Source organism: Micromonospora sp. USAFONa4 (assembly GCF_057197825.1).
Map to the genome: position 1 here is coordinate 114,785 of NZ_CM170072.1, position 25,256 is coordinate 140,040.

General features: G+C 74.1%; 24 protein-coding genes. 9 read left to right on the plus strand and 15 right to left on the minus strand.

From position 1 onward, the window contains the following. Positions 1–84 precede the first annotated feature (84 nt). Entirely contained in the window at positions 85–447 is a 363-nt protein-coding gene (locus tag AC0OO9_RS00415) for a hypothetical protein (RefSeq protein WP_484514641.1), read from the minus strand. Between the two features lie 469 nt (positions 448–916). Here AC0OO9_RS00415 and AC0OO9_RS00420 point away from each other — a divergent pair, with 469 nt between their 5' ends. Further along, on the plus strand, positions 917–1,660 hold the full coding sequence (locus AC0OO9_RS00420) for an N-acetyltransferase (protein WP_484514643.1): 744 nt from the start codon (positions 917–919) through the stop codon (positions 1,658–1,660). Here AC0OO9_RS00420 and AC0OO9_RS00425 read toward each other — a convergent pair. From AC0OO9_RS00425 to AC0OO9_RS00435, 3 genes are all read right to left on the minus strand, one after another. Next, on the minus strand, positions 1,644–2,735 hold the full coding sequence (locus AC0OO9_RS00425; protein WP_484514645.1) for a hypothetical protein: 1,092 nt from the start codon (positions 2,733–2,735) through the stop codon (positions 1,644–1,646). The genes AC0OO9_RS00420 and AC0OO9_RS00425 overlap by 17 nt on opposite strands. A 127-nt stretch (positions 2,736–2,862) precedes the next feature. Beyond that, positions 2,863–4,023, minus strand: coding sequence for an epoxide hydrolase family protein (locus tag AC0OO9_RS00430; RefSeq protein ID WP_484514647.1), 1,161 nt, complete (start codon positions 4,021–4,023; stop codon positions 2,863–2,865). A gap of 359 nt (positions 4,024–4,382) precedes the next feature. Next, positions 4,383–5,585, minus strand: a complete 1,203-nt coding sequence (locus AC0OO9_RS00435; RefSeq protein WP_484514649.1) for a M23 family metallopeptidase — start codon at positions 5,583–5,585, stop codon at positions 4,383–4,385. 237 nt (positions 5,586–5,822) lie between these two features. Between AC0OO9_RS00435 and AC0OO9_RS00440 the strand changes: the two genes are divergently transcribed. Continuing rightward, positions 5,823–6,875 carry a zinc-dependent alcohol dehydrogenase gene (locus AC0OO9_RS00440; protein ID WP_484514651.1) on the plus strand — a complete coding sequence of 351 codons (1,053 nt, stop codon included), beginning with the start codon at positions 5,823–5,825 and terminating at the stop codon, positions 6,873–6,875. Positions 6,876–6,902: 27 nt separating this feature from the next. On the opposite strand, the gene AC0OO9_RS00445 is transcribed toward AC0OO9_RS00440, so the two are convergent. The 3 genes from AC0OO9_RS00445 to AC0OO9_RS00455 form a co-directional block, all read right to left on the minus strand. Further along, on the minus strand, positions 6,903–7,859 hold the full coding sequence (locus AC0OO9_RS00445; protein WP_484514653.1) for a DUF1152 domain-containing protein: 957 nt from the start codon (positions 7,857–7,859) through the stop codon (positions 6,903–6,905). 54 nt (positions 7,860–7,913) lie between these two features. Beyond that, positions 7,914–8,741, minus strand: a complete 828-nt coding sequence (locus AC0OO9_RS00450) for a DUF72 domain-containing protein (RefSeq protein WP_484518104.1) — start codon at positions 8,739–8,741, stop codon at positions 7,914–7,916. A gap of 168 nt (positions 8,742–8,909) precedes the next feature. Then, positions 8,910–10,268 (minus strand): hypothetical protein, encoded by a 1,359-nt coding sequence (locus AC0OO9_RS00455; protein WP_484514655.1) that lies wholly within the window; start codon positions 10,266–10,268, stop codon positions 8,910–8,912. Between the two features lie 495 nt (positions 10,269–10,763). Here AC0OO9_RS00455 and AC0OO9_RS00460 point away from each other — a divergent pair, with 495 nt between their 5' ends. Genes AC0OO9_RS00460 through AC0OO9_RS00490 form a run of 7 tightly spaced genes read left to right on the plus strand, consistent with a single transcriptional unit; the run spans position 10,764 to position 18,191 of the window. After that, a complete protein-coding gene (locus tag AC0OO9_RS00460) occupies positions 10,764–11,789 on the plus strand; it encodes a LacI family DNA-binding transcriptional regulator (RefSeq protein WP_484514657.1) in 1,026 nt (341 codons plus the stop codon). A gap of 59 nt (positions 11,790–11,848) precedes the next feature. After that, the gene (locus AC0OO9_RS00465) at positions 11,849–13,444 is read left to right on the plus strand and encodes an FAD-dependent oxidoreductase (protein WP_311411092.1); all 1,596 of its coding nucleotides are present in this window, start codon (positions 11,849–11,851) and stop codon (positions 13,442–13,444) included. Positions 13,445–13,467: 23 nt separating this feature from the next. Further along, positions 13,468–14,751 (plus strand): ABC transporter substrate-binding protein, encoded by a 1,284-nt coding sequence (locus AC0OO9_RS00470; protein ID WP_484514659.1) that lies wholly within the window; start codon positions 13,468–13,470, stop codon positions 14,749–14,751. Between the two features lie 12 nt (positions 14,752–14,763). Next, the gene (locus AC0OO9_RS00475) at positions 14,764–15,711 is read left to right on the plus strand and encodes a carbohydrate ABC transporter permease (RefSeq protein WP_421450131.1); all 948 of its coding nucleotides are present in this window, start codon (positions 14,764–14,766) and stop codon (positions 15,709–15,711) included. Continuing rightward, positions 15,701–16,543: a carbohydrate ABC transporter permease gene (locus AC0OO9_RS00480; RefSeq protein WP_484514661.1), complete on the plus strand. Its 843-nt coding sequence runs from the start codon at positions 15,701–15,703 to the stop codon at positions 16,541–16,543. Before AC0OO9_RS00475 ends, AC0OO9_RS00480 begins: the two co-directional genes overlap by 11 nt. Beyond that, the gene (locus AC0OO9_RS00485; protein ID WP_484514663.1) at positions 16,540–17,499 is read left to right on the plus strand and encodes an ROK family protein; all 960 of its coding nucleotides are present in this window, start codon (positions 16,540–16,542) and stop codon (positions 17,497–17,499) included. The genes AC0OO9_RS00480 and AC0OO9_RS00485 overlap by 4 nt, the downstream gene beginning before the upstream one ends. Then, positions 17,496–18,191, plus strand: a complete 696-nt coding sequence (locus tag AC0OO9_RS00490; protein ID WP_484514665.1) for an N-acetylmannosamine-6-phosphate 2-epimerase — start codon at positions 17,496–17,498, stop codon at positions 18,189–18,191. The genes AC0OO9_RS00485 and AC0OO9_RS00490 overlap by 4 nt, the downstream gene beginning before the upstream one ends. A 152-nt stretch (positions 18,192–18,343) precedes the next feature. Here AC0OO9_RS00490 and AC0OO9_RS00495 read toward each other — a convergent pair whose 3' ends face one another. The 8 genes from AC0OO9_RS00495 to AC0OO9_RS00530 all read right to left on the minus strand — a co-directional run bounded on the left by AC0OO9_RS00495 (position 18,344) and on the right by AC0OO9_RS00530 (position 25,249). Then, positions 18,344–19,276, minus strand: coding sequence for a diacylglycerol/lipid kinase family protein (locus AC0OO9_RS00495; RefSeq protein WP_484514667.1), 933 nt, complete (start codon positions 19,274–19,276; stop codon positions 18,344–18,346). 75 nt (positions 19,277–19,351) lie between these two features. Continuing rightward, positions 19,352–20,161 carry a methyltransferase domain-containing protein gene (locus tag AC0OO9_RS00500; protein ID WP_484514669.1) on the minus strand — a complete coding sequence of 270 codons (810 nt, stop codon included), beginning with the start codon at positions 20,159–20,161 and terminating at the stop codon, positions 19,352–19,354. A 30-nt stretch (positions 20,162–20,191) separates the two neighbouring features. Further along, positions 20,192–20,965 carry an ABC transporter ATP-binding protein gene (locus tag AC0OO9_RS00505; RefSeq protein ID WP_484518105.1) on the minus strand — a complete coding sequence of 258 codons (774 nt, stop codon included), beginning with the start codon at positions 20,963–20,965 and terminating at the stop codon, positions 20,192–20,194. Then, the gene (locus AC0OO9_RS00510; RefSeq protein WP_484514671.1) at positions 20,965–21,708 is read right to left on the minus strand and encodes an ABC transporter ATP-binding protein; all 744 of its coding nucleotides are present in this window, start codon (positions 21,706–21,708) and stop codon (positions 20,965–20,967) included. The genes AC0OO9_RS00505 and AC0OO9_RS00510 overlap by 1 nt, the downstream gene beginning before the upstream one ends. After that, a complete protein-coding gene (locus AC0OO9_RS00515; protein WP_484514673.1) occupies positions 21,705–22,718 on the minus strand; it encodes a branched-chain amino acid ABC transporter permease in 1,014 nt (337 codons plus the stop codon). The genes AC0OO9_RS00510 and AC0OO9_RS00515 overlap by 4 nt, the downstream gene beginning before the upstream one ends. After that, on the minus strand, positions 22,715–23,608 hold the full coding sequence (locus tag AC0OO9_RS00520; protein WP_484514675.1) for a branched-chain amino acid ABC transporter permease: 894 nt from the start codon (positions 23,606–23,608) through the stop codon (positions 22,715–22,717). The genes AC0OO9_RS00515 and AC0OO9_RS00520 overlap by 4 nt, the downstream gene beginning before the upstream one ends. Then, positions 23,605–24,798, minus strand: a complete 1,194-nt coding sequence (locus AC0OO9_RS00525; RefSeq protein ID WP_484514677.1) for an ABC transporter substrate-binding protein — start codon at positions 24,796–24,798, stop codon at positions 23,605–23,607. The genes AC0OO9_RS00520 and AC0OO9_RS00525 overlap by 4 nt, the downstream gene beginning before the upstream one ends. Positions 24,799–24,844: 46 nt before the next feature. Then, complete coding sequence (locus AC0OO9_RS00530) at positions 24,845–25,249, minus strand: roadblock/LC7 domain-containing protein (protein ID WP_091094994.1); 405 nt, start codon at positions 25,247–25,249, stop codon at positions 24,845–24,847. Between the last annotated feature and the right edge of the window lie 7 nt (positions 25,250–25,256).

Genomic DNA, 25,256 nt, shown 5'->3' on the forward strand with positions numbered 1-25,256 from the left:
CCGGCGCCGTCCTGTCCGCCGAGGCGCCGGAACCCGCCGCGCCTTCCGTGTCCCTCGACGGAGCGCCGACGACAGGTGGCGGCCCTACCGGCGACAGTCGCAACCGCTGCGGCCGCTGTCCGCACCCCGACGGGGCTCCGGCTTGCAGGTGGCGCAGAGCCGGGTCGACGGGCGGTGCGCCAGCTCCTCGATCGGGATGTCGCGGTCGCACCCTCCACAGGTGCCGTAGCGGCCCTGTTCCAGGTAGTGCAGTGCGCGGGCGATGTCACCCAGGGCCCGTCGCGTGGCGGCGGTCAACGCGGCGGCCGCCTCGAGATCGGCGCCGGCGGAGCGGATCCGTCGGGCCTGCCGGTCCAGCAGCGCCAACTGGATGCTGTGCCGCTCGTACTGCTCCTCCAGGACGATCCGGAGCACCCCCAGCTCGGCCTGCCTGTTCACGACGTACACGATCGGTCCTTCTCCCTGCTCGGAACGAAGAGAAAGGGCGGAGCGCTGATGCGCTCCGCCCGCCGGTGCCGGTCCTGTGGATCTCGGACGGGTGGCGGCGGGCGGCGCTGACGAGGCGCCCGCCGGGTCGGCGGCGCGACGATCGGCGCGACGGCGCCCCGGCGGACGAGGGCGACCGACGGCACGACGAGGCGACGGGTGATCGCATCCGCGACGAGGTGGACCCGCGGCCCGGTGGTCGCGGTCGTCCGCGACGGGACGGAAAACTCCTGGTACGCCGCGGTGCGGGGCTGCCGGGAGGGGCCGGGGGCGGTCACGGCGCCACCATAGACCGAACGCCCGCGTACCGGCCAGCGCCCGGCGCCCGGAGCCGGTCGTGGGTAGCCGGATCGGTCGCGGCAGCCGTGACCCGTCGCACAGGCCGCGAAATCGACGTGCGCGTGACGACCCGGCGCTCTAGGTTTCCGCCGTGACCCTCGACATCGTGCGCCTGGCGGACCGCCCCGACCTCGGCCCTTCGCTCGACGAGGACTTCGACGGGGCGTGGCCGCCGTTCATGCTGTGGGACCCGATGGGCACGGTGTACTACGGCGTCGCCCACGACCTGTACCCCGAGTTCGTCTTCGCCGCGGTCGACCCCGCCGACCCCGCCCGCGCGGTCGCCCGGGCGTACGCGGTGCCGTTGCGTTGGACCGAGTCCGAGCTTCCCGACGGCGGCTGGGACCGGGTGATCCAGCGGGCCACCGTCAACCGCCTGGCCGGCGCCGACACGAACATGGTCTCGGCGTTGGAGATCTGCATCCGACCCGACCGGCGCGGCACCGGGTTGTCCGCCGTGATGCTGGCCGCCATGCGGAAGGCCGTCGCGGAACTGGGCTACGACACGCTCGTCGCGCCGGTCCGGCCGAGCGGCAAGCACACCCGGCCCGAGCTGCCGATGGCGCAGTACGCGGCACAGGTCCGCGAGGACGGCCTGCCGGTCGACCCCTGGCTGCGGGTGCACGTCCGCGCGGGCGGACGCGTCGAGCGCGTCGCCACCCGGTCGATGACGATCGCCGGGACCCTCGCCGACTGGCGTCGCTGGACGGGCCTGCCGTTCGACACCAGCGGGCCGGTCCACGTGCCGGGGGCCCTCGTGCCGGTGCACTGCGACGTGGCGCACGACCACGCCGTCTACGTCGAGCCCAACGTCTGGGTCAGGCACCGCCTCTAGGCGGGTCGCGCGGCGTCCGGGCGCGGGCCGGTCGCGGGCCGCCCGGGGAGACGTGCACGCACGCGTCACCCGGTCGCGGGCGCGGCCCGCCGCGTGGGCAGGCCAGCCACGGCACCGGGGGCACCAGCGCTGCGGCCCCCGACGTCGCCGCGCCCGTCCCGCGCGCCACCGGATCGCCGGGGACGGCCGGGGCGGTCGCGCCGGTGGGGGTCGGCGGCGCGCCGGCGGGCAGGCCGCCCCGTGTGCCCTCGTCCGCCCGGTACGGCGGGCCGACCCGCTCCGGCGCGGCCGGGCCGACGGCGGTCAGCGTCACGAACGCCACCGCGACGACGGCGGCGGCGAGGGCCGCGCGAGGTCCGGCACGCAGCCCGCTCGACGGGGCCTGATCGGGGTGGACCGGCAGCGGTGGCACCGGCCGCGCCCGCCGGTGGGCGGCCAGGATCGCCTCGAGCTGCGCGGCGACGGCGGCCCGTTCGCCGGTGGCGGCGGCGTGGGCGAGGGTGAGGTAGAAGCGGAAGTTCACGGTCGCGGCGGCGGGCACCCGCAGCCCGGCGAGCCGCCGCCCGTCGGTGGCGTGCAGCAGGGTGAACGGCACCTCCGGATGGTGCGCCGGCCCCACCAGGTCCGCGTACCTCCACTCGTGCCGCCGCCCGCGCCGCGAGGAGAAGGCGACGCGGCGGCTGGTCACGACGGCCATCCCCGTGTCGAGGGCCCGCACCCCCCTCGGCAGCGCGCGCCCGGCGACGGCGTCCGTGGCGACGGTCAGGCCCGGGGCGGGCAGCCCGGCGCCGTGCCGCGCGTCCACCTCGACCAGGTCCGCGACCGGCAGTACGCGGTAGACGACCTCGTCTTCGTCGAGGGCCACCGGCAGGCCGGCACGCGGCTGCGTGCAGCCGAGGAACCCGGCCGCCTCGATCCGCAGCCGGACCAGGTGGTCGTGGTGCCGCTGCCAGGCCGCGAACCGCGCGTCGTACGCGCGCCGCCGCCGGTCGTTCTCGCGCTCGGCCCACCTGATCCGCCAGGCGGGCTGCGCCGACGCCGGGATCGCCATGATGGAGTACGAGGCTGCCGTCACGCCTCGTACAACCACCGGCCGGTCGATCAGGAAACTGGCACCGGTCGATACTTCCCATTGCTACCGGTAGGGGCGGTTCGACCTCCGACCCGGACCACCGGACGCCCTTCCCGGCCCGGCCCTGGGCTCAGGCCCCGCCGAGGGTCCGGGCGAACCGGCGGATGTCGTCGACCAGGAGCCCGGGCTGCTCCAGCCCCGGGAAGTGCCCCCCGCGGTCGTGCTCGGTCCACTGCACGATGTTCGGGAAGGCCTGGTCGGCCCAGGCCCGGACGGGCTGCGAGGGGTCGTGCGGGAAGACCGACACCCCGAGCGGCACCGGCACCGGGGGCTGCTGTCGCGGCGCGGCGCTGACCGGGAGCATGTCCGCCGTCTCGTGGTAGAGCTGGGCGGAGGAACCCGCCGTCCGGGTGAACCAGTAGAGCGACACGTTGGTGAGCAGGCGGTCCCGGTCCACGGCGTCCTCGGGGCTCTTGCCGGAGTCGGTCCACTCCTTGAACTTCTCCACGATCCACGCGAGCTGCCCGACGGGAGAGTCGGTCAGGGCGTACGAGAGCGTCACCGGGCGGGTGGCCTGGATCTTCATGTAGCCGGATTCGTCGTCGACGAAGCGGGCCAGCCGGGCGAGCCGCCGGCCGGTGTCCTCGTCGAGCGCGCCCAGCTCGCGCGGGTCGCCGGGGGGCGGCGTGATGAGGAAGTTGACGTGCGCCCCGATCGCGTGCCCGGCGTCCGCCGCCGCGAGCGCGACCGTCACCCAGGAGCCGAAGTCGGTGCCCTGCGCCAGGTAGCGGTCGTAACCGAGTCGGTCCATCAGCTCGGCCCACGCCCCGGCGATGCGCGGCACGCCCCAGCCGGTCCCGGTGAGCGGGCCGGAGAAGCCGTACCCGGGCAGGGACGGGACCACCACGTGGAAGGCGTCCGCGGGGTCGCCCCCGTGGGCGCGCGGATCGGTCAGCGGCCCGACGAGGTCGACGTACTCCAGGAAGCTGCCCGGCCAGCCGTGGGTGAGCACGAGCGGCGTCGCGTCCGGCTCCGGGGACCGTACGTGCAGGAAGTGCACCGTGGCGCCGTCGATCTCCGTGACGAACTGGGGGTACTCGTTCAGCCGCGCCTCGGCCGCCCGCCAGTCGTACCCGCTGCCCCAGTAGTCGGCCAGCTCCCGCAGGTAGGACTGCGGCACGCCGCGTTCCCAGCCGTCCGCGCCCGGCTCATGCGGCCACCGGGTGTCGGCCAGTCGTCGGCGCAGGTCGTCGATGTCGGACTGCGGTATCTCGATGCGGAACGGCTTCATCCCAGCGCCCTCCAGGGTCACGGCTCGCGCGAGATTCACATCCTTGACGGCGTACGCGGGGGCGCGCACCTTCCGCCGTGCGCTCTGCCGCGCGGGCACCGGCAGGCTCAGTCGCGGTGGGCCGCCGCGTCGGAGCTCTACGGGGTCCCGCCGGGACCCCGCACTATCGTCGTCCGATGCGGACGAGGGCGAAGATGCGGCGAACCCCAGCCGTACCTCCGGTGGCTGTGGAGTCGCCACGGGTCCCTCCTCGTCGGCGCCCCGGGCTGACCCGCCCGACACGCCCCCGGCCGCCCACGAGGCGCAGGGGCCCCGCCGAGGTGGCGGGGCCCCTGCGTCGACGCTCGGGTGAGTGCCGGTCAGCACCAGCCGTTGATCGGGCCGTTCACCCCGCTTGCCAGGTAGGCGTCGGAGATCCAGGTGCCGTCGCTCAGCCGGTTCCACAGCGCGGTGGTGCCGTACCGCCCGGTGTGGGAGGTGCCGTTGGCGGAGCAGGAGACGGTGACCGTGGCGCCGTCGCCGACCGATCCCCGTACGGCGTAGCCGGTGCCGGGCCCGGACCGCTTGTTCACCGAGCCTCCGCCGTTGGCGTCGACCACCGCCTGGTTGAAGCCCAACGCCCCGTAGTTGTAGAGGCCGGCGCCGGCTCCGGCCCAGACCGAGCCGTGCCGCGCGCCGCCCTGGTAGGCGGCGGCGCCGTTGGCGAACTCCCACTTGCCGATGCCGTGGCCGGCGATGGAGACGTAGGCGCTGTTCTGCCGCAGCCCGAAGTGGACGTGCCGGCCGTACGCCGCCCCGCCGCAGGTCACGTCGGTGCCCGTGTAGCCCAGGTACGCGCCCTGGCCGACGGCGGCGCCGTTGACCGAGATGCTGCTCCACAGGTGGTAGTAGTCGGTGGAGTAGCCCCGGTCGTGGATCACCCGGATCCACCCCGTGCACATCGTGTAGGCCGTGCCGGCCCGCGCCGCGCGGACCACCTGGTCACCCCCGGCCAGGTCGATCGAGCTGTACGGCGTCTCGTAGCCGCCCCAGCCGTGCGGGCCGCTGGTCAGCGTCCACGTCTGGCCGACCGCGAAGGGCAGGGCCATCCCCGTCCGGTAGTCGCCGCCCGCCTGCATGGTGCTCGGGGTGCGCTGGAAGACCTGCTTCTCCTGCTTGTTCACCAGGGGCGACTCGGCGGCCAGCTCGCTGAACCCGGCCTCGCCGTCGAAGTTCACCCGCCACGTGCCGGCCTCGGCACGGGCGATGAAGATCGCCCCGGTCGGGTGGACGTCCTTCTCGTGAGAGGTGACGGCCACGGCCGTGCCGAAGGCCCACTGGCCGTTGCGGCGGGTGACGGTCACGCGGGTCTCGCCGCTTCCGGCGTGCTCCGCCGCGGGGCTGTCGGCGTGCTCCGCCTCCAGGGTCCGGACCTGTGCGCGCAGCTTGGCGGTCACGGCGTCCTCGACGCTCACGTGGGCCGGATCCGGGGTGGGCGCGGCGTGCGCGGCGGTGCCCGAGACCAGGAGTTCCGTCGCCAGCAGGGCGGTGGCGATGCCTGCCCATCGTCTGACTTGCACCATTGACGACCTCTTTCAAATCGAAGGACATCGCTAAGTGGTGCTGACGATAGACAGAACGAGGAAGATTGTCTACATGTTGACCCGCCGGCAATGAAGGTATGTTTCGGCGCGCGGGCCGGTGGGCGGGCGGGACCCGACCGGGACCGGGGACACCCCCGCCGCCCGAATCTGCTGGTAGCCGACCTCCCGGCGCGTTCCGAGTGGGAGACTGGGGCGGTCGCCGAGGAGGGATCGCGTATGTCTGCTGGTCGCTACCTCGCGGTCGCCGGTCCGCGTGAACTCCGTGCGGGCGAGGTGTCCGCGACCGAGCCCGGGCCCGGCCGCGTGACCGTCGACATCACGTACACGGGGATCTGCGGCACCGACGTCCACGGTTACACCGACGGGCACATGCTGCCGCCGGCGGTCTTCGGGCACGAGTGGACCGGTTCGGTCTCGGCGGTGGGCGCCGGCGTGGACGGGCTGCGGGTCGGCCAGCGCGTGGTCGGCGCGGTGGGGCCGGCGTGCGGCCGTTGCCGCCAGTGCGTCGCCGGGCACGCCCGCCACTGCGACACCGTGTTCGCCGAGGCCAACGGGGTCGACGCCGACGCACCGCCGCACGGCGCCTTCGCCACCCGGGTGCAGGTGACGGCGCGGCGGGTCATCCCGGTTCCGGAGGGCCTGTCGGCGGTGGAGGCGGCGCTCGTGGAGCCGGCCACGGTCACCTTCCACGCCGTGCGGCGGGTGGCGGCGGAGTACGGCAGCACCACGCTGGTCCAGGGCGCCGGCCCGATCGGGCTGCTCACCGCCCAACACGCCCGCAACGCCGGGGCGGGGCCGATGATCATCTCGGAGCCTTCCGCGGCGCGCCGTACGCTGGCCGGCAGGCTCGGCTTCGCCCACGTCGTCGAGCCCGCCGACCTGCCGGCCGCGCTGGACGAGCTCACCGCGGGCATGGGCGCCGACGTCGTGTACGAGTGCAGCGGCGTTCCGTCGCTGTTCCAGCCGTCGGCGGAGCTGGTGCGCCGGGGCGGGACGCTCGCTTTGCTCGGCTACCCGCTGGAGAACTCGAGCGTCAGCTACGGCGACTGGCAGAGCCGGGAGCTGACGGTGATCGGGTCACTGGCCTACCAGCACGAGGACTTCGTGGGCGCGATGCACGCGATCGCCGCACGCCGCATCGACGTGGCGGCGCTGCACACGGGCACCTTCGGGCTGTCGTCGCTGAAGGACGTCCTCGACGAACTCGACTCGGGCCGCAGCGAGCACACCAAGGTGCTGATCGACCCGAACCAGCCGGACCGGGCCTGAGCCGGCGGGCGGCGCGGCGGCGAGGGGTCAGTGCGGGAAGACCCGGGGCGTGCGCCGCTCGACCTCGTCGCGGAAGTCCTCGATCCGGGAGGCCACCTGTCGCATGCCGACGGTGTGCTCCAGGCGGTCGAGATAGAGCGAACGGCGGGCCAGGCCGTCGAGGTCGAAGCTGAAGTAGACGGCCATCAGCGGGTTGACGAACAGGGTGCTGCCCCGGGTGCGGCGGGTCACGTGCACGTCCCCGTCGGCGCCACGGATGGCGGCGGCGATCTGCCCGTGCACGATGCTGGGCCGCAGCGGCGTGGCCGCCTGCCCGTACGCGACCGCGTCCCGGTACAGCCGTGCCTCCCGGCTGCTGCCCGGAATGGACAGTGCCCCGAGGTACGCGCCGTCGCGGTCGAGGGCGGCGATGTTCTCCAGCACCTGGGTGTGGTTGACCCCGTGGTACGCGTCGATGCCGAACCCGAGGCACACCACCAGCCTCACCGGCACGTCCAGGCCGGCCACCGCCGCGAGGCTCGTCATGTCCTCGACGGGGGTGCCCAGGCCGGCCTCGTCGCCGCGCATGAGGATGTCGGTGCCCCCGTCGACCAGCACCACCGCGTCCACCCCGAGCGCGTCGACCAGATGCCGGTAGGCGTCGCGCAGCGGCGCCACGCCCACCCGCGGGAAGGCGTACACGGTGCTCGGCTGGTCGTTGGCGGCGAGCCAGCGGGCCAGCGCCCGTTCCGGGAAGTACTCGTCGGGGCCGGCGGTGTCCGGGGTGACGGCGGCGACGTCCTGCGCCGCCCAGGCGTCCAGGTCGAGCAGTTCGAGCCGCGTGAAGGAGAGGTTGGCCAGGTACACGGTCCGACCGGCGTCGCGTAACGCGACGGCCAGCGGAATCGCGGCGTACACGTCGAAGCCGCCGCCCGCGCCCGCCATCAGCACGGTGCGGGCCGGCTCCAGCGCGGCGAACAACGGTGGTACGGCCAGTGACCGCATCGAGCCTCCTCAGGTGACCGCCACAGGGTTGCCGTGGCAGGCGGGGCGGTTCGTTCAGAACAGCGTCGACGGCCCGACCGGCTCCGGCTCGGGCAGCGGCTCGACCTCGGGCAGGCGCGCCCGTACCTCGTCGTGGAACCGGCGGGCGAGCTCCGGTGCGTCGGCGTTGTCCGGGGTGTGCACGAAGATCGTCGGTGATCGGCCCTCGCGCAGCCACCCGGTCACCACGTCGAGCCACGGCTGCCAGCCCTCGGCCGTACGGGCGGGGTCGTCGCGGCCGAGGTAGCGGACGATCGGCCGGTCGGTCAGCGCGCGGGTGCGCAGCGGGGTGCGCGGCTTCCTGGTCCACGCCTCGCGTTCCGCGTCGCTGGTCGGCGGGGTGCGGAAGAACGCGGTCGTGTCGAAGGGCACCCACTCGGCGCCGACGGTGGCGAGCGCCTCCTCCAGCGTCCGCGCCGCCCGGGGGTCGTCGAAGAACGCGGGGTGCCGGACCTCCACGGCGTACCGGTGGGCGGTGGGCAGCCCGCACAGGAAGCGGGCCAGCGCGGGCACGTCGGGTGGGCCGAACGAGCCCGGCAGCTGGATCCAGAGGGCGTGGGCCCGTGGGCCGAGGGGTTCGACGGCGTGCAGGAAGGCGCGGAGTTCCTCGTCGGCGCCGGTGAGCCGACGCTCGTGCGTGACGACCTTCGGCAGCTTGGGCAGGAACCGGAAGTCGGGGTCGGTCTGCTCCGCCCAGGAGGCGACCGTCTCCCGGGCCGGGGTGGCGTAAAAGGTGGTGTTCCCCTCGACCGCCGTGCACCAGCCGGCGTACGCGCGCAGCCGCTCGTGGGCCGGCAGCGGATGCGCCAGGAAGCGCCCCTGCCACGACTTGTGCGTCCACATCGCGCACCCCACGTGCAGGCGCATCGGATCCTCCCACCGCTCGACGGCCCGACGCGGGGTGACCCGCGCCGCGGGTACGGTATCCGGCCGTGCCGGCGGCGGCGAGCCCAGGCGCGGGCGCCGGCCGTGCCCGTGCGGCACGGCCGGCGCCCAGCGGTCCCTGCTCCGTCAGCCGCGGCCCTGGTCGTGCGGCACGGTGACCGTCACGGTGCAGCCGACCGGGCGGCCGATCTCGTCGTGCCCCGCGTACGTCAGGGAGTAGACCCTGTCCCCACCGGCGCCGTCGCGTTCGGCCCGCAGCCGGCCGCTGGTGTCCGGGTTGCCGACGGTGAAGCCGCTGACGTCCGCGGCGTCGCCGCCGGTCACCGCCGTCAGGTTGAGCGCGTACGGGCCGAGGACCCCGTCGCGCAGGTCCGCCGTCACGGTGACGTCGACCATCTGGTGGTTCGGCGGCCACAGCACCGGCCGGTCCACCACGCAGTCCACCGCGCGGGTGGGCACCGGCCGGTCCAGGGTGGCGACGGCATGGCCGATCGTCGCGGTGAGCCGCCCGCCGGCCTCGTAGTACATGTGCGCGGTCCGGCCCTCGAAGTAGAACGTCGGCGCGGCCGAGCGCCCCAGGTCGGGCGCGGCCACCATCGAGTCGTGCACGACGCCGAGGTGGACCTCCCGGTCGAAGTTCTCGCCGACGTCCACGGCGTGCATGTTGCCGTCGGCCGCGTGGAAGATCACCAGGTTGCGGCCGTTCCAGCGCAGGAAGAACGGGCCGGAGGCGTTCGGGCCCTGGATGCCCTGCGGGGTCACGATCGGGTCGGGCTGGATCGTCCAGGTGCGCGCGTCCGGGGAGACCGCCCAGCGGATCCGCCGGGACACCGGCCCGGTCGGCCCGGGCGGCGCGGCGGTCGGGTTGTCCATGAAGAGCATCAGGTACCGGCTGCCCAGCCGCGGCACGGCGTGCTCGAACACCCGGGCGTAGGAGGTCTCCCCGCCGGTGCTGTCGTCGCGGCTGATCGCCGTCCCGCCGTAGTCGAAGTGGATGCCGTCCTCGGAGGTGGCGTATCGGGTGATCGAGTTCTCGCCGTGGAAGTAGAGGAACAGCTTGCGCTCTCCCTCCACCCAGATGGCGTGCGGGGAGGAGATGTGGCTGACCGTGGAGTAGTGGGGGAGCCAGGTGTTGCCGATCAGCGGGTTGGCCCGGTACTCGGTCCACGGACCGTTGATCGAGTCCGCGTACGCCAGGGCGATCCCGCCGGGCCGCTCGTGGGGCGCGTAGTACAGGTAGTAGGTGCCCAGCGGGTTGGGGAAGTAGTCGGCGGCCCGGATGACGCTCGGGAAGATGAACTCGTTGGTCGGGTTGTAGGTCAGGGCGCTCTTGTCGAACGCGGTGCCCGCGTAGGTGAAGCGCGGGAAGTCGAAGGCCGGATCGGCGGCGGCCGGAGCCGCACCGGCCAGCGCGGTCACCAGCATGCCCGCGCCGGCTGCCGCCACGGCGGCGCGACCGGGCACTCGGACGGGTGCTTTCGTCATCGCTGTTCCTGCTCTGTCGGGGGATGGTGGGGCTCCCCCACCGCCCGGGCGGGCCGTCGGCGTACGGGGCCGTCGACGGAGGGGTCCAGGAGGTGGGGACGGGTACGCCGGTGACGACTGTGGACGCCGCGCAGCACGCCGCAGGGCGGCACGAAGTCACGCTGCGTGAGACGGCCGGCCACCGCGAGGGTGAGCAGGCCGCCCGGACCGCGTGCTAATACGTATTATCATCAATTCTTCTCGAATGCTGCTCGACCCGGGCGGGTCTTGTCAAGAGGCCGGCCGCCGGCCTCGGCGGGGCGGCCCACCGGCTCAGGCGGGAGCCATCCGGCCGGGAGGGCGGCGCGGGCCGCCCGGAGCTAATCCGCATTACTCCAGGGACTTCACCTCCAAGAAATCTCTCCGCCCACCTCTTGACACAAACCCGGTCGGCCCGCCAGGCTCCTCCCCAACGCCGAGCGCTAATACGCATTAGCCGCACCGGAAGGACCTGTGGTGCCCTCTACACCCCGACGCGTCACGCAGCGTGACATCGCGCGGCTGGCTGGCGTCAGCCAGGCGACCGTGTCGCTGGTGCTCAACAACCGGGCCGACGCCGACGTCCGCATCGCGCCGGAGACCCGCGACCGCGTGCTGCGAACCATCGCGGAGACCGGGTACGCCGCCGATCCCGTCGCCCGCCGGCTCGCCGCACGGTTCAACCGGATCATCGGCGTCTTCACCTACGAGCCCGCCTTCCCCAGCGGCAGCCGCGACTTCTTCCACCCCTTCCTGCTGGGCATCGAGGAGTACGCGGAACGGGCCGGCTGCGACCTGCTGCTGTTCACCAGCGCCCCGGTGGTCGACGGTCGGCGCCGCATCTTCCACCAGGACAACCGGCTCCGCCTCGCCGACGGCTGCATCCTGCTCGGGCAGGAGATCGACGCCGCGGAGCTGCACCGGCTCAACCGCGACGGCTTCCCGTACGTCGCCGTCGGCCGTCGCGACGACGCCGGCGGCCCGGTGCCGTACGTCGGCGCCGACTACGCCGCGGCGGTGCGCGAGCTGGTCGGCCTGGCCCTCGCCCGGGGCCACCGGCGCCTGGCCTACCTGCGCACCGACATCACCGCGGAGTCCTCGGCCGACCGGCGGCGCGGGTTCGCCGAGGCCGCGACGGCGGCGGAGAACGCCCGCCACCTGAGCACGGCCGCCCAGGACGCCGACACGATCCTCGACGACCTGCTGGCCGACGGCACCACCGTCGCCTTCGTGGAGGACTTCGCCTTCGCCGTGGCGCTGGAGCTGGCCACCCGCCGACGCGGACTGACCGTGCCCGGCGACCTGTCGATCCTGACCCTCGGCGACCCGACGGTCCCGGTCCCCACCGACCTCGCGTTCACCGGGTTCCTGATTCCGCGCGAGGAGATGGGCCGGCAGTCCGTCGAGGTGCTGACCGGCGTCATCGACGGCAGCGCCGACGGTGTGCAGCAACGGCTGCTCCCCTGCGAACTCGTCGAGGGCGACACCCTCGGCGCCCCCTGATCGGCGGTCGACCGCGGCTTCGCGGTGACCGTGCAACCGGAAGGAAGCAAGTGGTACAGATGCGTGCGGACGTCCTCGTCGTCGGGGGCGGGCTGGGCGGGGTGGCGGCGGCGCTCGCCGCGGCCCGGGCCGGCCGGTCGGTCATCCTGACCGAGGAGTTCGACTGGCTCGGCGGGCAGCTCACCAGCCAGGCCGTCCCGCCGGACGAGCACTCCTGGATCGAACAGTTCGGCGCCACCGCGAGCTACCGGGCCCTGCGCACCGGGATCCGCGACTACTACCGCCGGCACTACCCGCTCACCGAGCGGTCGCGGGCCTGGACCGACCTCAACCCGGGAGCCGGCTGGGTGAGCCGGGTCTGCCACGAGCCCCGGGTGGCCGTCGCCGTCATCGAGCAGATGCTGGCGCCCTTCCTCGGCTCCGGCCGGCTGACCGTGCTCCAGCCGTACCGGCCGGTCGCCGCGGAGACCGACGGGGACCGGGTGGTCGGGGTGACCGTCGCGCATCGCGACCGCGACGAGCGGATCGACCTCGTCGCGCCGTACATCCTGGACGCGACGGAGACCGGCGAGCTGCTGCCGCTGACCGGCACCGAGTACGTCACCGGCTTCGAGTCGCAGGCCGACACTGGCGAGCCCAGCGCGCCGGCCGAGGCGCAGCCGATGAACATGCAGGCCGTCTCCGTCTGCTTCGCCCTCGACCACGTCGACGGCGACCACACCATCGAGCGGCCGGCGAACTACGACTTCTGGCGCGACTACAAGCCCGACTTCTGGGGCGACCGGCTGCTGTCCTGGCGGTCGCCGCACCCGCGCACCCTGGAGATCGTCGAGCGCAGCTTCACGCCCAACCCGGACGACGACCCGCTGGCCGTCAACGCCGACCAGCGGCTCAACCCCGGCGACGGCAACCTCTGGACGTTCCGGCGCATCGCCGCCCGGCGCAACTTCACCGACGGCGCGTACGACAGCGACATCACGCTGGTGAACTGGCCGATGATCGACTACTTCGAGGGTCCGGTCATCGACGTGCCGAACGCGTCGTGGCACCTGAGCAAGGCCCGTGAGCTGTCGTACTCGGTGCTCTACTGGATGCAGACCGAGGCGCCCCGGCCGGACGGCGGGACCGGCTTCCCCGGCCTGCGCCTGCGCGGCGACGTGACCGGCAGCCGCGACGGCCTGGCGCAGGCGCCCTACATCCGGGAGTCGCGCCGCATCCGGGCCGAGTACACGGTCGTCGAGCAGGACCTGTCGCTGGCCGTGCGCGGCGAGCACGGCGCGGTCGCCTACCCGGACTCGATCGGCGTCGGGATGTACCGCATCGACCTGCACCCCTCCACCGGCGGCGACAACTACATCGACGTCGGGTCTTGCCCGTTCGAGATCCCGTTGGGCGCGCTGATCCCGCAGCGGGTCGAGAACCTGCTCCCGGCCGGCAAGAACATCGGCACCACCCACATCACCAACGGCAGCTACCGGCTGCACCCGGTCGAGTGGAACGTCGGCGAGGTCGCCGGCCTGCTCGCCGACTTCTGTCTGGCCCGGGGCGAGTCCCCGCGCGCGGTCCGCGGCACCCCCCGCCTGCTGGCCGACTTCCAGGACCGCCTCTCGGCGGCCGGCGTGGAGATGCGCTGGCCCCAGGTCGCGGGCTACTGAACATCCCCGAAGAGGAGAAGATCATGAGATTGGGAAAGGCTGTGCGCGGTGTCGCGGCGACACTGGCCGGCGTCCTCGCGCTGTCCGCCTGCGGCGGCGGTGACGACGCCGCGGACAACGGTCCGGCCAACCTGCGGATGACCGTCTGGTCGGCCAACGAGGCGCACCTCAAGCTGTTCAACGAGATCGCCGACGAGTACCGCAAGAGCCACCCGGACGTCGCGTCCATCAAGTTCGACCCGCTGCCGTTCGAGAACTACACGACGACGCTGACCACCCAGATCGCCGGCGGCAACGCGCCCGACCTGGCCTGGGTGTTCGAGAACTCGGCCCCTGACTTCGTCGCCTCCGGCGCGCTGCTGCCGCTGGACGAGAAGCTCAAGAAGACCGAGGGCTACCAGTACGACGACATCTCCCCCGCCACCCTCAAGCTCTGGCAGGACGGGGGCAAGCTGTACGCGTACCCGTTCTCCACCTCGCCGTTCGGCGTCTTCGTCAACACCGACATGCTCAAGAAGGCCGGGCAGAAGACCCCGGCCGAACTGATCGCGGCCGGGCAGTGGAACTGGGACAGCGCGCTGACCGTCGCCGGCGCCACCGCCGCGTCGAGCGGCAAGGCCGGCCTGGTGATCCGCGACTTCGACTACAAGGGCTGGGACAACCTGTCGACCCTCTGGACGGGTTGGGGCGCCCAGGCGTGGAGCGAGGACGGCAAGTCCTGCGGCTTCGCCGCCCCGGAGATGGTCGAGGCGATGACCACCCTGCACAAGGCGATCTTCACCGGCAAGGCGCTGCCCGGCCCGGGTACGACCGCCGACTTCTTCGCCGGTGACGCCGCCATGACGGTCACCCAGATCTCCCGCGCCTCGCTGCTGAAGCCGGACGGCTTCGGCTGGGACCTGGTGCCGCTGCCGGCCGGGCCGAAGGGCAACTACTCGGTGGTCGGCCAGGCCGGCGTCGGCGTGATGAAGAAGAGCAAGCACGCGGACGCGGCGGCGGACTTCCTCGCCTTCCTGACGAACCCCACCAACTCGGCCAAGCTGGCCCAGTTCTTCCCGCCGCCGCGCCAGTCGCAGCTCACCGCGGAGACGCTGGCCAAGACGAACCCGACGCTCAAGCCCGAGCAGTTGCAGAAGGTCGTCATCGACGGCATCACCAACGGCGTGGTCAAGCCCAGTCACGCCGGGCAGGCCGAGCTGAGCCAGCAGGTGCGCGCCGGGCTCGACCCGCTCTGGAAGGCCGACGCGGACGTCAAGGCCGTCCTCGAGGGTGTCTGCACCAAGATCCAGCCGTTGCTGGCGAAGTAGGGCAGCCTGACCATGTCCCAGACGGACACGACGGTGGGCGGGGTCGAGGCCCCGCCCACCCGGGACCGGTCGCGGCCGTACTGGACCAGCCGCCGCCGCGACCAGCTCACCGGTTACCTGTTCATCGCTCCCCAACTGCTCGGCAGCGTCGTCTTCGTGATCCTGCCGCTGATCCTGGTGGTCTGGTACAGCCTGCACGAGTGGAACGTGCTGGCCGGCACGTTCGAGTTCGTCGGCACCGAGAACTACGCGAACCTCGCCGACGACACCAACCTCGGCTCGGTGCTGCGGGCCACCGGCCTCTTCTCGGTCGGGCTGGTGGTGTTCAACCTCGGCCTGGCCCTGCTGCTCGCCGTACTGCTCAACCAGAAGCTGCGCGGGACGATCGTGTTCCGCACCCTGTTCTTCTCCCCCGTGGTCGTCTCGCTTGTCGCCTGGACCATCGTGTGGGGGTTCCTGCTGCAGGACAACGGCGGCGTGAACGGGCTGCTCGACACGGTCGGCGTGGACGGGCCGAACTGGCTGCGCGGTGAGGGCACCGCCATGCTCTCGGTCGTCGTGGTGCAGGTGTTCAAGAACGTCGGCCTGAACATGGTGCTCTTCCTGGCCGCCCTCCAGGGCGTGCCGGCCGAGCTGTACGAGGCCGCCGAGGTGGACGGGGCCAGCCGGCTGCGCCAGTTCTGGCGGATCACCGTACCGATGATCAGCCCGACCATCCTGCTCACGTCGATCATCACGGTGGTCGGCTCGTTGCAGGTCTTCGCGCAGATCGCGGTGCTCACCCAGGGCGGCCCCGGCACCTCGACCACGGTGCTCGTCTACTACCTGTACCAGCAGGCGTTCCAGTTCCACCACTTCGGTTACGGCGCCACCCTGTCGATCGTCCTGTTCGTCATCGTGCTCGCGCTCACCGTGCTCCAGTGGCAGATGCGTAAGAGGTGGGTCCACCATGAGTCGTGAGCTGTCGCGCCGGACCAAGCTGGTGCTCTACGGGGTGCTGATGGTCCTGGCGGTCCCGTTCGTCTTCCCGACCTGGTGGATGGTCACCTCGTCGCTGAAGCCGGTGGCGGACATCTTCGCCTTCCCGCCGAAACTGCTGCCGGTCGGCGCGGAGCTGGACGCGTACCGGCGGGTGTTCGAGTTGCAGCCGTTCGGCCAGCAGTACCTGAACAGCCTCTACATCGCGCTGGTGGTCACCGTCGGCACCCTGGCGGTGGCGGCGCTGGCCGGGTACGCCTTCGCCCGGATCCGCTTCCGTGGCCAGAACGTGCTCTTCCTGGTGATCCTCGCCGGCCTGCTCATCCCGAGCGAGGTGACGATCGTGCCGCTGTTCCAGATGTTCTTCAAGCTGGGCCTGGTCGACACCCACTGGCCGCTGATCCTGGTGCCGATCCTCGGCGCGCCGAGCGTGCTGGCGACCTTCATCATGCGGCAGTTCTTCATCAGCCTCCCCGGCGAGTTGGAGGAGGCGGCCCGGGTGGACGGGCTGGGCCGGTTCGCCACCTTCTGGAAGATCGCCCTGCCGCTGTCCCGGCCCGCGCTGGGCGCGGTCGCCATCTTCACCTTCCTGCACAGCTGGAACCTCTACCTGGAACCGATCGTGTTCCTCTCCTCGCCGGAGAAGTTCACCCTGCCGCAGGCGCTCACCCAGTTCGTCGACGCCTACGGCGGCCCGATGTGGAACGTCCAGCTCGCCGCGGCGTCGATGACCGCGCTGCCGGTCCTGGTGGTCTTCGTCATCGCGCAGAAGCAGTTCGTCGAGGGTCTGGCGCACACCGGGCTCAAGGGATGACGGTGCCGGCGGCCCTGGTGGGCCTCGACATCGGCGGCACCAAGACGGCGGCGGCGCTGGTCGGAGGAGACGGGCAGGTGCTGGGGCGTCGCCTGGCGCCCACCCCCGCGGGGTCGGGGCCGGCGGCGGTGCTGGACACCGCCGCGGGGCTCGTCCGGGAATTGCTCGACGCGGGCGGCGCCGGCCCGGTCGGCGTGGGCACCGCCGGCACGGTCGATCCGGCCACCGGCACCATCCGGTACGCCACCGACAGCCTGCCCGGCTGGGCCGGCACGCCCGTCGCCGACGAGTTGGCCGCGCGGCTGGCCCGGCCGGTCCGGGTCACCAACGACGTGAACGCCGCCGCGCTCGGCGAGAGCTGGGTCGGCGCGGGCCGGGACCGGCGGGACCTGGTGCTGGTCGCGGTCGGCACGGGCCTGGGCGGCGCGATGCTCCAGCACGGCCGGATCTCCGCCGGCGCCCGGGGCGGCGCCGGCGAGGTGGGGCACCTCCCGGCTCCCGGCGCCGAGCGGCTGCGCTGCGGGTGCGGCCGGTACGGGCACCTGGAGGGCATCGCCTCGGGCACGGGACTGTCCGGCGCGTACGCCCTCGAGACCGGTGAGCGGATCACCGGGCGGGCTGTGGCCGAGCGGGCGGCGGCCGGTGAACCGGTCGCCCGGGAGGTCGTGGACCGCGCCGCCACGGCCCTCGGCCGGGCGCTCGCGGGGCTGGTCGCCCTGCTCGATCCGCAGGCGGTGGTGCTCGCGGGCGGGGCGGCCGACGCCCTGTTCCCCGGCGCCCGCGCCGCCTTCACCGCCGAACTGCCCGCGGCCTGGGCGGACGTGTCCCTGCTCCCGGCGGCGCTCGGCGCGGACGCGGTCGTCGTGGGCGCCGCCCGGCTGGCGGGCCTCCCGGGCCCCGGCCGGCAGGCGGCCGGCAGCTCCGCCGTGGTCACCGACGAGAGGACGAGAACGTGAGTGTGTTCGACGCGCTGGCCGGCGGCCTCGTGGTCTCCTGCCAGCCGGTGCTCGACGACCCCGACGACCCGATGCGCGACCCGTACGTGCAGGCCCGGGTGGCCGCGGCGGTGGTACGGGGCGGCGCGGTCGCCGTCCGGGCCAACGGCACCGCCGACGTCCGGGCCATCCGCGCCGCCGTCGACGTGCCGGTCATCGGGTTGCACAAGCAGGGCGTCGAAGGGGTCTTCATCACCCCGACGGCGGCGCACGCGCTCGACGTGGCCGCCGCCGGGGCGCACATCGTCGCGGTCGACGCCACCGACCGTCCCCGTCCGGACGGGCGCAGCTTCGCCGACACCGTACGGGCGGTCCGGGAGCGGACCGACGCGCTGGTCCTCGCCGACGTCTCCACCGTCGAGGAGGGCGTGGCCGCCGTGCGGGCCGGTGCGGACGCCGTCGCGACCACCCTCTCCGGCTACACCCCGGCCAGCCCGCCGACCGACGGACCGGACCTGACGCTGGTGGCCCGGCTCGCCGACCTGCTGGCGGTGCCGGTGATCGCCGAGGGCCGCTACCGCAGCGCCGAGCAGATCGGGCAGGCGTTCGCGGCGGGCGCCCACTCGGTGGTGATGGGCAACGCGGTCACCTCGCCGCTGTGGCTCACCCGTCGCCTGGTGCCGGCCACCCCGGCGGGCGCCCGACTCACCTGACGGCACGGGGGCGGGTGCGCCCCGGCGCCGCGGCGGTGGTCCCAACGGACATTCCCGGGCCAGCGCCGCCGCCCGGATCCGCGGGGCCAACCCGGACGGCCAGACGACCGCCGCGGTGAGCGAGCCCGCGGGTGCGGGCGTCCCGGTGCCGCTCAGGCAACGGGCCCGGGGCAGCAGACGGTCAGCGCCCCGGGCACCACCCGCACCTTGAGCTTCGTGACCTCCCCCCGGGCACCGCCGTCCAGCTCGTACGTGCGGGGCGCGGCGAGCCGGACCTTGATCCTGCGGCCCCGGGTGATCCGCACGAACGGCGACTCCTCCGAGCGGCCGGCCGCCATCCGGCCGAGGGTGCGCGCCCAGTCGACCGCGCCGTCGGCGGTCGACACTCCGACCTCCAGGCAGCCGTCGTCGGGGCGGGCGTCGTCGAACGCCGGGATGCCGCCGGTGATCGTGCCGACGTTGCCGAACAGCACGCAGCTCGCGTCGCCGTCGAACCACTCCGTGCCGTCGACGGTGATCCGCGTGCCGACCAGTTCGCCCCGCACGTGCCGCAGCCCCGTCCACATGTAGGCGAGGCGACCGAGCTTGCCCTTCAGCGTGCGGTCCGCCTCGCGGATCAGGTCGCCGTCGAAGCCGGCACCGGCCATCACGGCGAAGTGCTCGCCGTTGAGCCGGCCCAGGTCGAGACGGCGGCGCCGGCCGTGCAGGCCGATGCGGACGGCCTCGGGGAGGTCCTCCGGTACGCCCAGGTTGGCGGCGAAGAGGTTGGCGGTGCCGGCGGGCACGATCGCCATCGGGACGCCGGAGCCGGCGAGGGTGTCGGCGCAGCGCTGCACCATGCCGTCGCCGCCCCACACGAAGACCAGCTCGGCGCCCTTCTTCAGCGCCTTGCGGACCTTCTTCGGCGCCTTGCGGCTCTTCGGCACCTCGTACCAGACGAGGTCCTCGACGCCCGCACCCGCCAGCTCCGCGCGCAGCTCGTCGAGGCCGCCGCCGAGGGTCTTCTTCCGGTGGGCGACGACCGCGACCGTGCCCACCCGGACGGCGGTCGCCGGCTCGTCGCCGACCGTGCTGCTCGTGCCCATGACCGCCGTGGTACCCGGCCGGCACGGTTTCCACGCCCGACCGGCGCGGCGGCGGTACGGGCGAGGGGAACCGCCTCACCGCCGGGCCGGACGCCGCCCCCGCGTCGACACGAACTGGTACGACATCACGACGAACCCGGGGTCGCGCAGGAGCCGACGGAACGCCTCCAACTGGCCGGGCGACACACCCGCCTCGATCAGCTCCGGCGCCAACTGCCGGGAGTTCGTCGCGTACAGCGACGCGCCGAGCGAGCCACCGGGCCAGCTCTCGGAGTGGGTGACCGTGTCGACCTCGACCAGTCCCGCCGACGCGAGGTGGGCGTGCACGTCCTGCGCCCAGGCCAGGTCCGCGCCGTGGCTCTGCAGGACGCCGAGCATCGCGTCCGTCACGTGGGTGAAGAGCTTCGCCGCGTCGTCGCTCGGCGCGGTCAGTACGCGCAGCGGGGCCGTGCAGTCGAACTCCTCGACCACCAGCCACCCGCCCGGGGCCAGCGCGCCGGCCAGCGAGGCCAGCACGCGCCGCCGCTCCGGCAGGTGGAGCAGCACCAGCCGGGCGTGGACGAGGTCGAAGGCGTCGCCGGGCGGCGGCTCGCTGCGCACGTCGTGCCGACGGACGTCGAGGTTGCCCGTGGGGGCGAGGTGGGCGACGTCGATGTCGGTCGCCAGCACGCGTCCCGCCGGGCCGACCGCCCCGGCCATGCTCCGGGCGACCGAGCCCCCGCCGGCGCCGACCTCCCAGCACACGCCGCCCGGGGCGAGCACCGGGGCGCCGATCCGGGCCGCGGTGATCGGGTCCAGGAAGGACTCCAGCGCCCGCAGCTGGGGCACCGCCTCCGGGGAGCCGTTGTCGAAGGTGTACTCGGTGTCACGGATGTCTGTCGGCATCGTCGCTCGTTCCTGTCGAAGGCGGTCGGGTCAGGTGCGCGGGACCGGCCCGGAACCGGGCACCGGTCGGGGAGCCGGCAGCTCCGCGACGGCGGCGACGCTGAGCATCGCCGCCAGGCGGCCCGGCTCGGCCCGGGCCTCGTCCGCCGGGCGGTCGTAGACCACCCGGCCGTACTCGAGCACCGCGATCCGGTCCGCGATCTCGACGGCGTGCTGGAGCTGCTGCTCGACGAGGAGCACGGCCAGCCCGGTCCTGGCCAGGGTGCCGACGAGGTCGCGTACCCGGGCGGCCAGGCCGGGCGCCAGTCCTTCGCACGGCTCGTCGAGCAGCAGCACCCGGGGCTGGCCGAGCAGGGCCCGGGCGATCGCCAGCATCTGCTGCTCGCCGCCGGAGAGCTGGTCGCCGCGATGGCGCAGCCGGGCCGCCAGCCGGGGCAGCAGCTCCAGGACCCGCGCGACGGTCCACCCCTCGCCCCCCGGCGTCGCGGCGCGCCACGGCACCGCCGCCAGGGCGAGGTGCTCGGCCACGGTCAACCGGGAGAAGACCCGCCGGCCCTGCGGGACGAGCCCCACCCCGCACCGGGCGATCCGGTGCGGCTGCCGGCCGGCGACCGGCACGCCGTCGACCTCGATCCGCCCCCCGCAGGGCCGCACCAGCCCGGCGACGGCGTGCACGAGGGTGCTCTTGCCGGCGCCGTTGCGGCCCACCACCGCCTGCACGGCGCCGGCCGCCACGTCGAGGGTGACCTCGTGCAGCACGATCCCGCCGGCGTAGCCGGCGCAGAGCCGCTCCGTCCGCAGCATCACGACACCCCCTCCGCGTAGGCCTGCCGGACCGGGCCGGAGGCGCGGATCTCGGCCGGCGTCCCGGTGGCGACCGTCCGGCCGTCCCGGAGCACCGTCACCTGGTCGCAGAGCGCGTACACCAGGTCCAGCCGGTGCTCGACCAGCAGCACCGCCACGGCGCGCGGCAGGGCCCGCAGGAACTCCACCAGCCGACCGACCTCGACGGCGGACAGGCCGGCGGCCGGCTCGTCGAGCAGCAGCAGCCGCGGGCGACCGGCCAGGGCCATGGCGATCTCGAGTTGCCGCCGCTGCCCGTGGGCGAGCTGACCGGCGGGGGTCGCGCCGACGTCGCGCAGGCCCAGCCGGTCCAGCCACGCACCCGCCGTACGCTCGGCGGCGCACCGCCTCGCGCCGGGCCGCCACCGGCCGGGCCGCACCGCGTGGGGCAGCGCGGCGACCAGCACGTTCTCGGCGGCGGTCAGGCTCGACCACACGGCGGGGCGCTGGTGGATCCGGCCGATGCCCCGCCGGGCCCGGGCGGCGGGGCCGAGCCGGGTGACGTCACGGCCGGCGAGGAGCACCCGGCCGCCGCCCGCCGGGGTCGCCCCGCCGAGCACGTCGAGCAGCGTGCTCTTGCCGGCGCCGTTGGGCCCGATCAGGGCGTGCCGCTGGCCGTGGTCGATCCGCAGGTCGACCCCGTCCAGCGCGGCCAGCGAGCCGTAGCGGACCGTGACGCCCCGGGCGGAGAGCAGCGGCGTCATGCGCGTGCCCCCGTCGACGCCGGCCGTTCCTCGGCCGCGGGGCCCGCCGGCAGTCCCGGCAGGAGCCGGCCCCGCACGCCCGCCGGCCGGTGCCCGTCGCCGGGCAGCAGGTGGACGGTGACGACGAACGCCACCCCCAGCACCAGGGGCGCGTGCCCGGGGAGCACGCCGAACAGCCAGTCCCGGCCGGCGATCACGATCGCGGCGCCCACCAGGGCGCCGCCCACGGACGCGACGCCGCCGACCACCACCCCGAGCAGGAGCAGGGCGGAGGTGTCGAAGCCGAAGTCGGCAGGCGAGATGAACTGCTGGGCGACCACCAGCAGGGAGCCCGCGGCGCCCGCGACCGCCCCCGCGGCCACGTGCACGGCCGCCACGTGGGCCGCCACCCGGTGGCCGCTGGCCCGCAGCCGCGCCTCGTCGTCCCGGCCGGCGCGCAGCAGCAGGCCGGCCCGGGTGCGCAGGACCAGCAGCACCGCGCCGACCAGCACGGCGACGACCACCAGGGCGTACAGGTAGCGCGCCCGGTCGGTGGCCAGCACCGGCAGCCCCCACAGGGGACGCACCGGCGGCACTCCGGCGAGTCCGTCGGTGCCGCCGGTCACCGACCGCCAGCGCCCGACGACGGTCACCACGAGCTCGCCGATCGCCAGGGTGATCATCAGGACGATCACGCCGCGCGCGTACACCACGAGCGGGACGGTCGCCGCGGCCAGCGCCGCCCCGGCCGCCGCCGCGACGACCAGGTGCACCACCGCCACGTCGGAGAGCCGGCTGCCGACCACCGCGCTGGCGTACGCGCCCGCCGCGTAGGGCGCGGTCTGCCCCAGGGTGGGCAGCCCCGCGACGCCGGTGAGCAGGGCGACGCTCACCCCCACCAGGCCCAGCGCGAGGGTACGGGCCAGCAGCGCCACGGTGTAGTCGTCGACCGCCCACGGCGCCAGCACCAGGCCGGCGAGGACGAGCACGGCGACGCCGCGCCGCAGCGCGCGTACCGCCTCGTCCCTCACGACGTCCTCCGGGTCGTGGCCAGGCCCCGCGCCCGCACCGCGAGCACGGCGGCCATGGCGGCGAAGAGCAGGAACGGGGCGGCCGACGGGGCGAGCGCCACCCCGAGGGTCTGGATCTGCCCGACCGCCAGGGCCGCGAGCAGCGTGCCGGTCATCGACCCGAGCCCGCCTAGGACGACGACCACCAGCGACAGCAGCAGCACCGCGTCGGCGGTGTCCGGCCCCGGGCCGATGATCGGCGCGCCGAGCACGCCCGCGGCGCCGGCCAGCGCCCCGGCGGCGGCGAGCACGCCGACGCGGATCCACGCCGGGTTCACGCCGAGCACGGCGACCATCTCGGCGTCGTCGACGGCCGCGCGGACGAGCATCCCGGCCCGGGTGCGGCGCACCGCGACGTGGAGCAGGCCGGCGAGCACGGCGGCGACGACGATGAAGACCAGCCGGTACGCCGCGTAGCGGTGCCCGGCCACGACCACCGACCCGTCCAGCGCCGCCGGCACGCGTACCGGCGGGTCGTCCGGCCCGAACGCGCCGGCGAGCAGGCTGCCCCCGGCCAGCGCCACCCCGAAGGTCAGCAGCGCCTGGGTGAGATGGCTGCACGCGGCGACGCGGGTGAGCAGGCCGGCGACCAGCGCGCCGGCGGCGGTGGCGGCGACGGTCCCGACGGCCAGCGCCAGCACCAGGCTCGGCCAGCCGCCGTCCAGCAGCGCGGCGGCGGTGTACCCGCCGATCGCGTACAGGGTGCCGTGCGCCAGGTTCAGGATGCCGGCGACGCCGAAGCAGAACACCAGCCCCGCCGCGGCGACGAAGACCAGCAGCCCGTAGGCCACCCCGTCCAGGGCCGGGACCAGGTACGGGTCGATCCGGATGTCGACCGCCACGCCGTTCACCCGCCGACGGTGGCGAGATCACCCACGACGGTGTTGGACAGCGCCCGGCCGTCCTGGCGCACCTGGCGCAGGTACCACTTCTGCACCGGCGCGTGTGTGCTCGGCGAGAACTGCCAGGTGCCGCGCGGGCTGGCGATCTGGCCCAGCTGCCCGATGGCCGCGTTGATGCTCTCCGGGCTCGGGTCGTCCCCGGCCGCCTCGATGGCCCGGTCCAGTACGGCTGCGGCGTCGTAGGAGGCCATGGCGTACGTGGTCGGGGAGCCGTCGTTCTTCGCCTTCCAGGCGGCCACGAAGGCGCGGTTCTCGGCGTTGTCCAGGTCCGGCGAGTAGTTCAGCACCGAGTAGACGTCGCGGGCCGCCTCGCCCTGGGCGTCGAGCACCCCGCCCTCGGTGAGGAACCCGGCCGCGTAGAGCGGCAGGTCGCTGATCTCCGACTGCGCGTACTGCTTGACGAAGTCGACGGCGGCGCTGCCGGCGTAGAACGTGTAGACGGCGTCCGCGCCGGACGCCTTGATCCGGGCGAAGTACGGGGTGAAGTTGGTGGTCGTCGGGAACGGGGTGAAGGTGGTCTTGCCGTCGGCGTTGGCGAGCCTGCCGCCCTCCTTGACGAAGGCGTCGGTGAAGCCGCGCAGCTCGTCCCAGCCGCCCTGGTAGTCCGGGCCGATGGCGTAGACGCTGCCCTCGACGTTGTCGCGCACGTGGCGGGCGATCGCCTCCCCCGGCTCGTCGGATAGGTACGAGGTGTGCCAGATCCGGGACACGTCCTTCAGCTCCGGGCGACCGTTCGAGCCGACGAACGGCACCTTGGTCTCGTTGAGCAGCGGATAGACGGCGGCCACCGAGCCACCACCGACGATCCCGGTGAGCGCGGCCACCCGGTCCTGCTTGAGCAGTTTCGTCGCGGCGGGCACCGCGGTCGCGGCCCCGTTGCCCTCGTCGGCGACGACGAGTTCCACCTGTCGCCCGCCGAGCCTGCCGTCGTGGGTGGCCAGGTAGAGCTCGAAGCCGGCGCGGATCTCCTTGCCGACCGCCTGGTAGGTGCCGGACAGCGACGCCAGCAGGCCGATCTTGATCGATCCGGCGGCCCCGCCGCCGCGCCCGCCGTCGGCGCAGGCGCTCGCGGCGAACAGGACGAGGGCGAGCAGGGCCGCGGTGCGGGCACGGCTGCGCCGGGGCATGGTCAGAGGCATGTCTTCTCCAGGAGGGATGGGGGTTCCGGCGTGGGGTGCCGGGGTGTCAGCGGCTGCGGCTCAGTGCCGCCCGCGCCGCCGGGGTCAGCGCGTCGCCGATGCGGTTCGCCAGCTCGGTCATCTCGTAGGAGACCTTGCCGACGTCGCACTGCGGGTCGGCGAGCACGAGCAGGGACGCGCCGTCGTTGAAGGCCATCGAGAACATGAAGCCGCCCTCGAGCTGGGTCACGTTGGAGATCACCGCGCCGGCGTCGAAGAAGGCCGCCGCGCCGCGGAGCAGGCTCACCAGCCCGCTGCCGGTCGCCGCGAGCTGGTCCGCCCGGTCCGGCGGGAGGCCCCTCGTGGCGGCCACCATCAGGCCGTCGCTGGAGATCGCGATCGCATGGCTGACCTCGGTGGCGCGCTCGGCGAAGGCGTCCAGCAGCCAGCCGAGATCCTGTTGGTCGGTCACGTGCTCT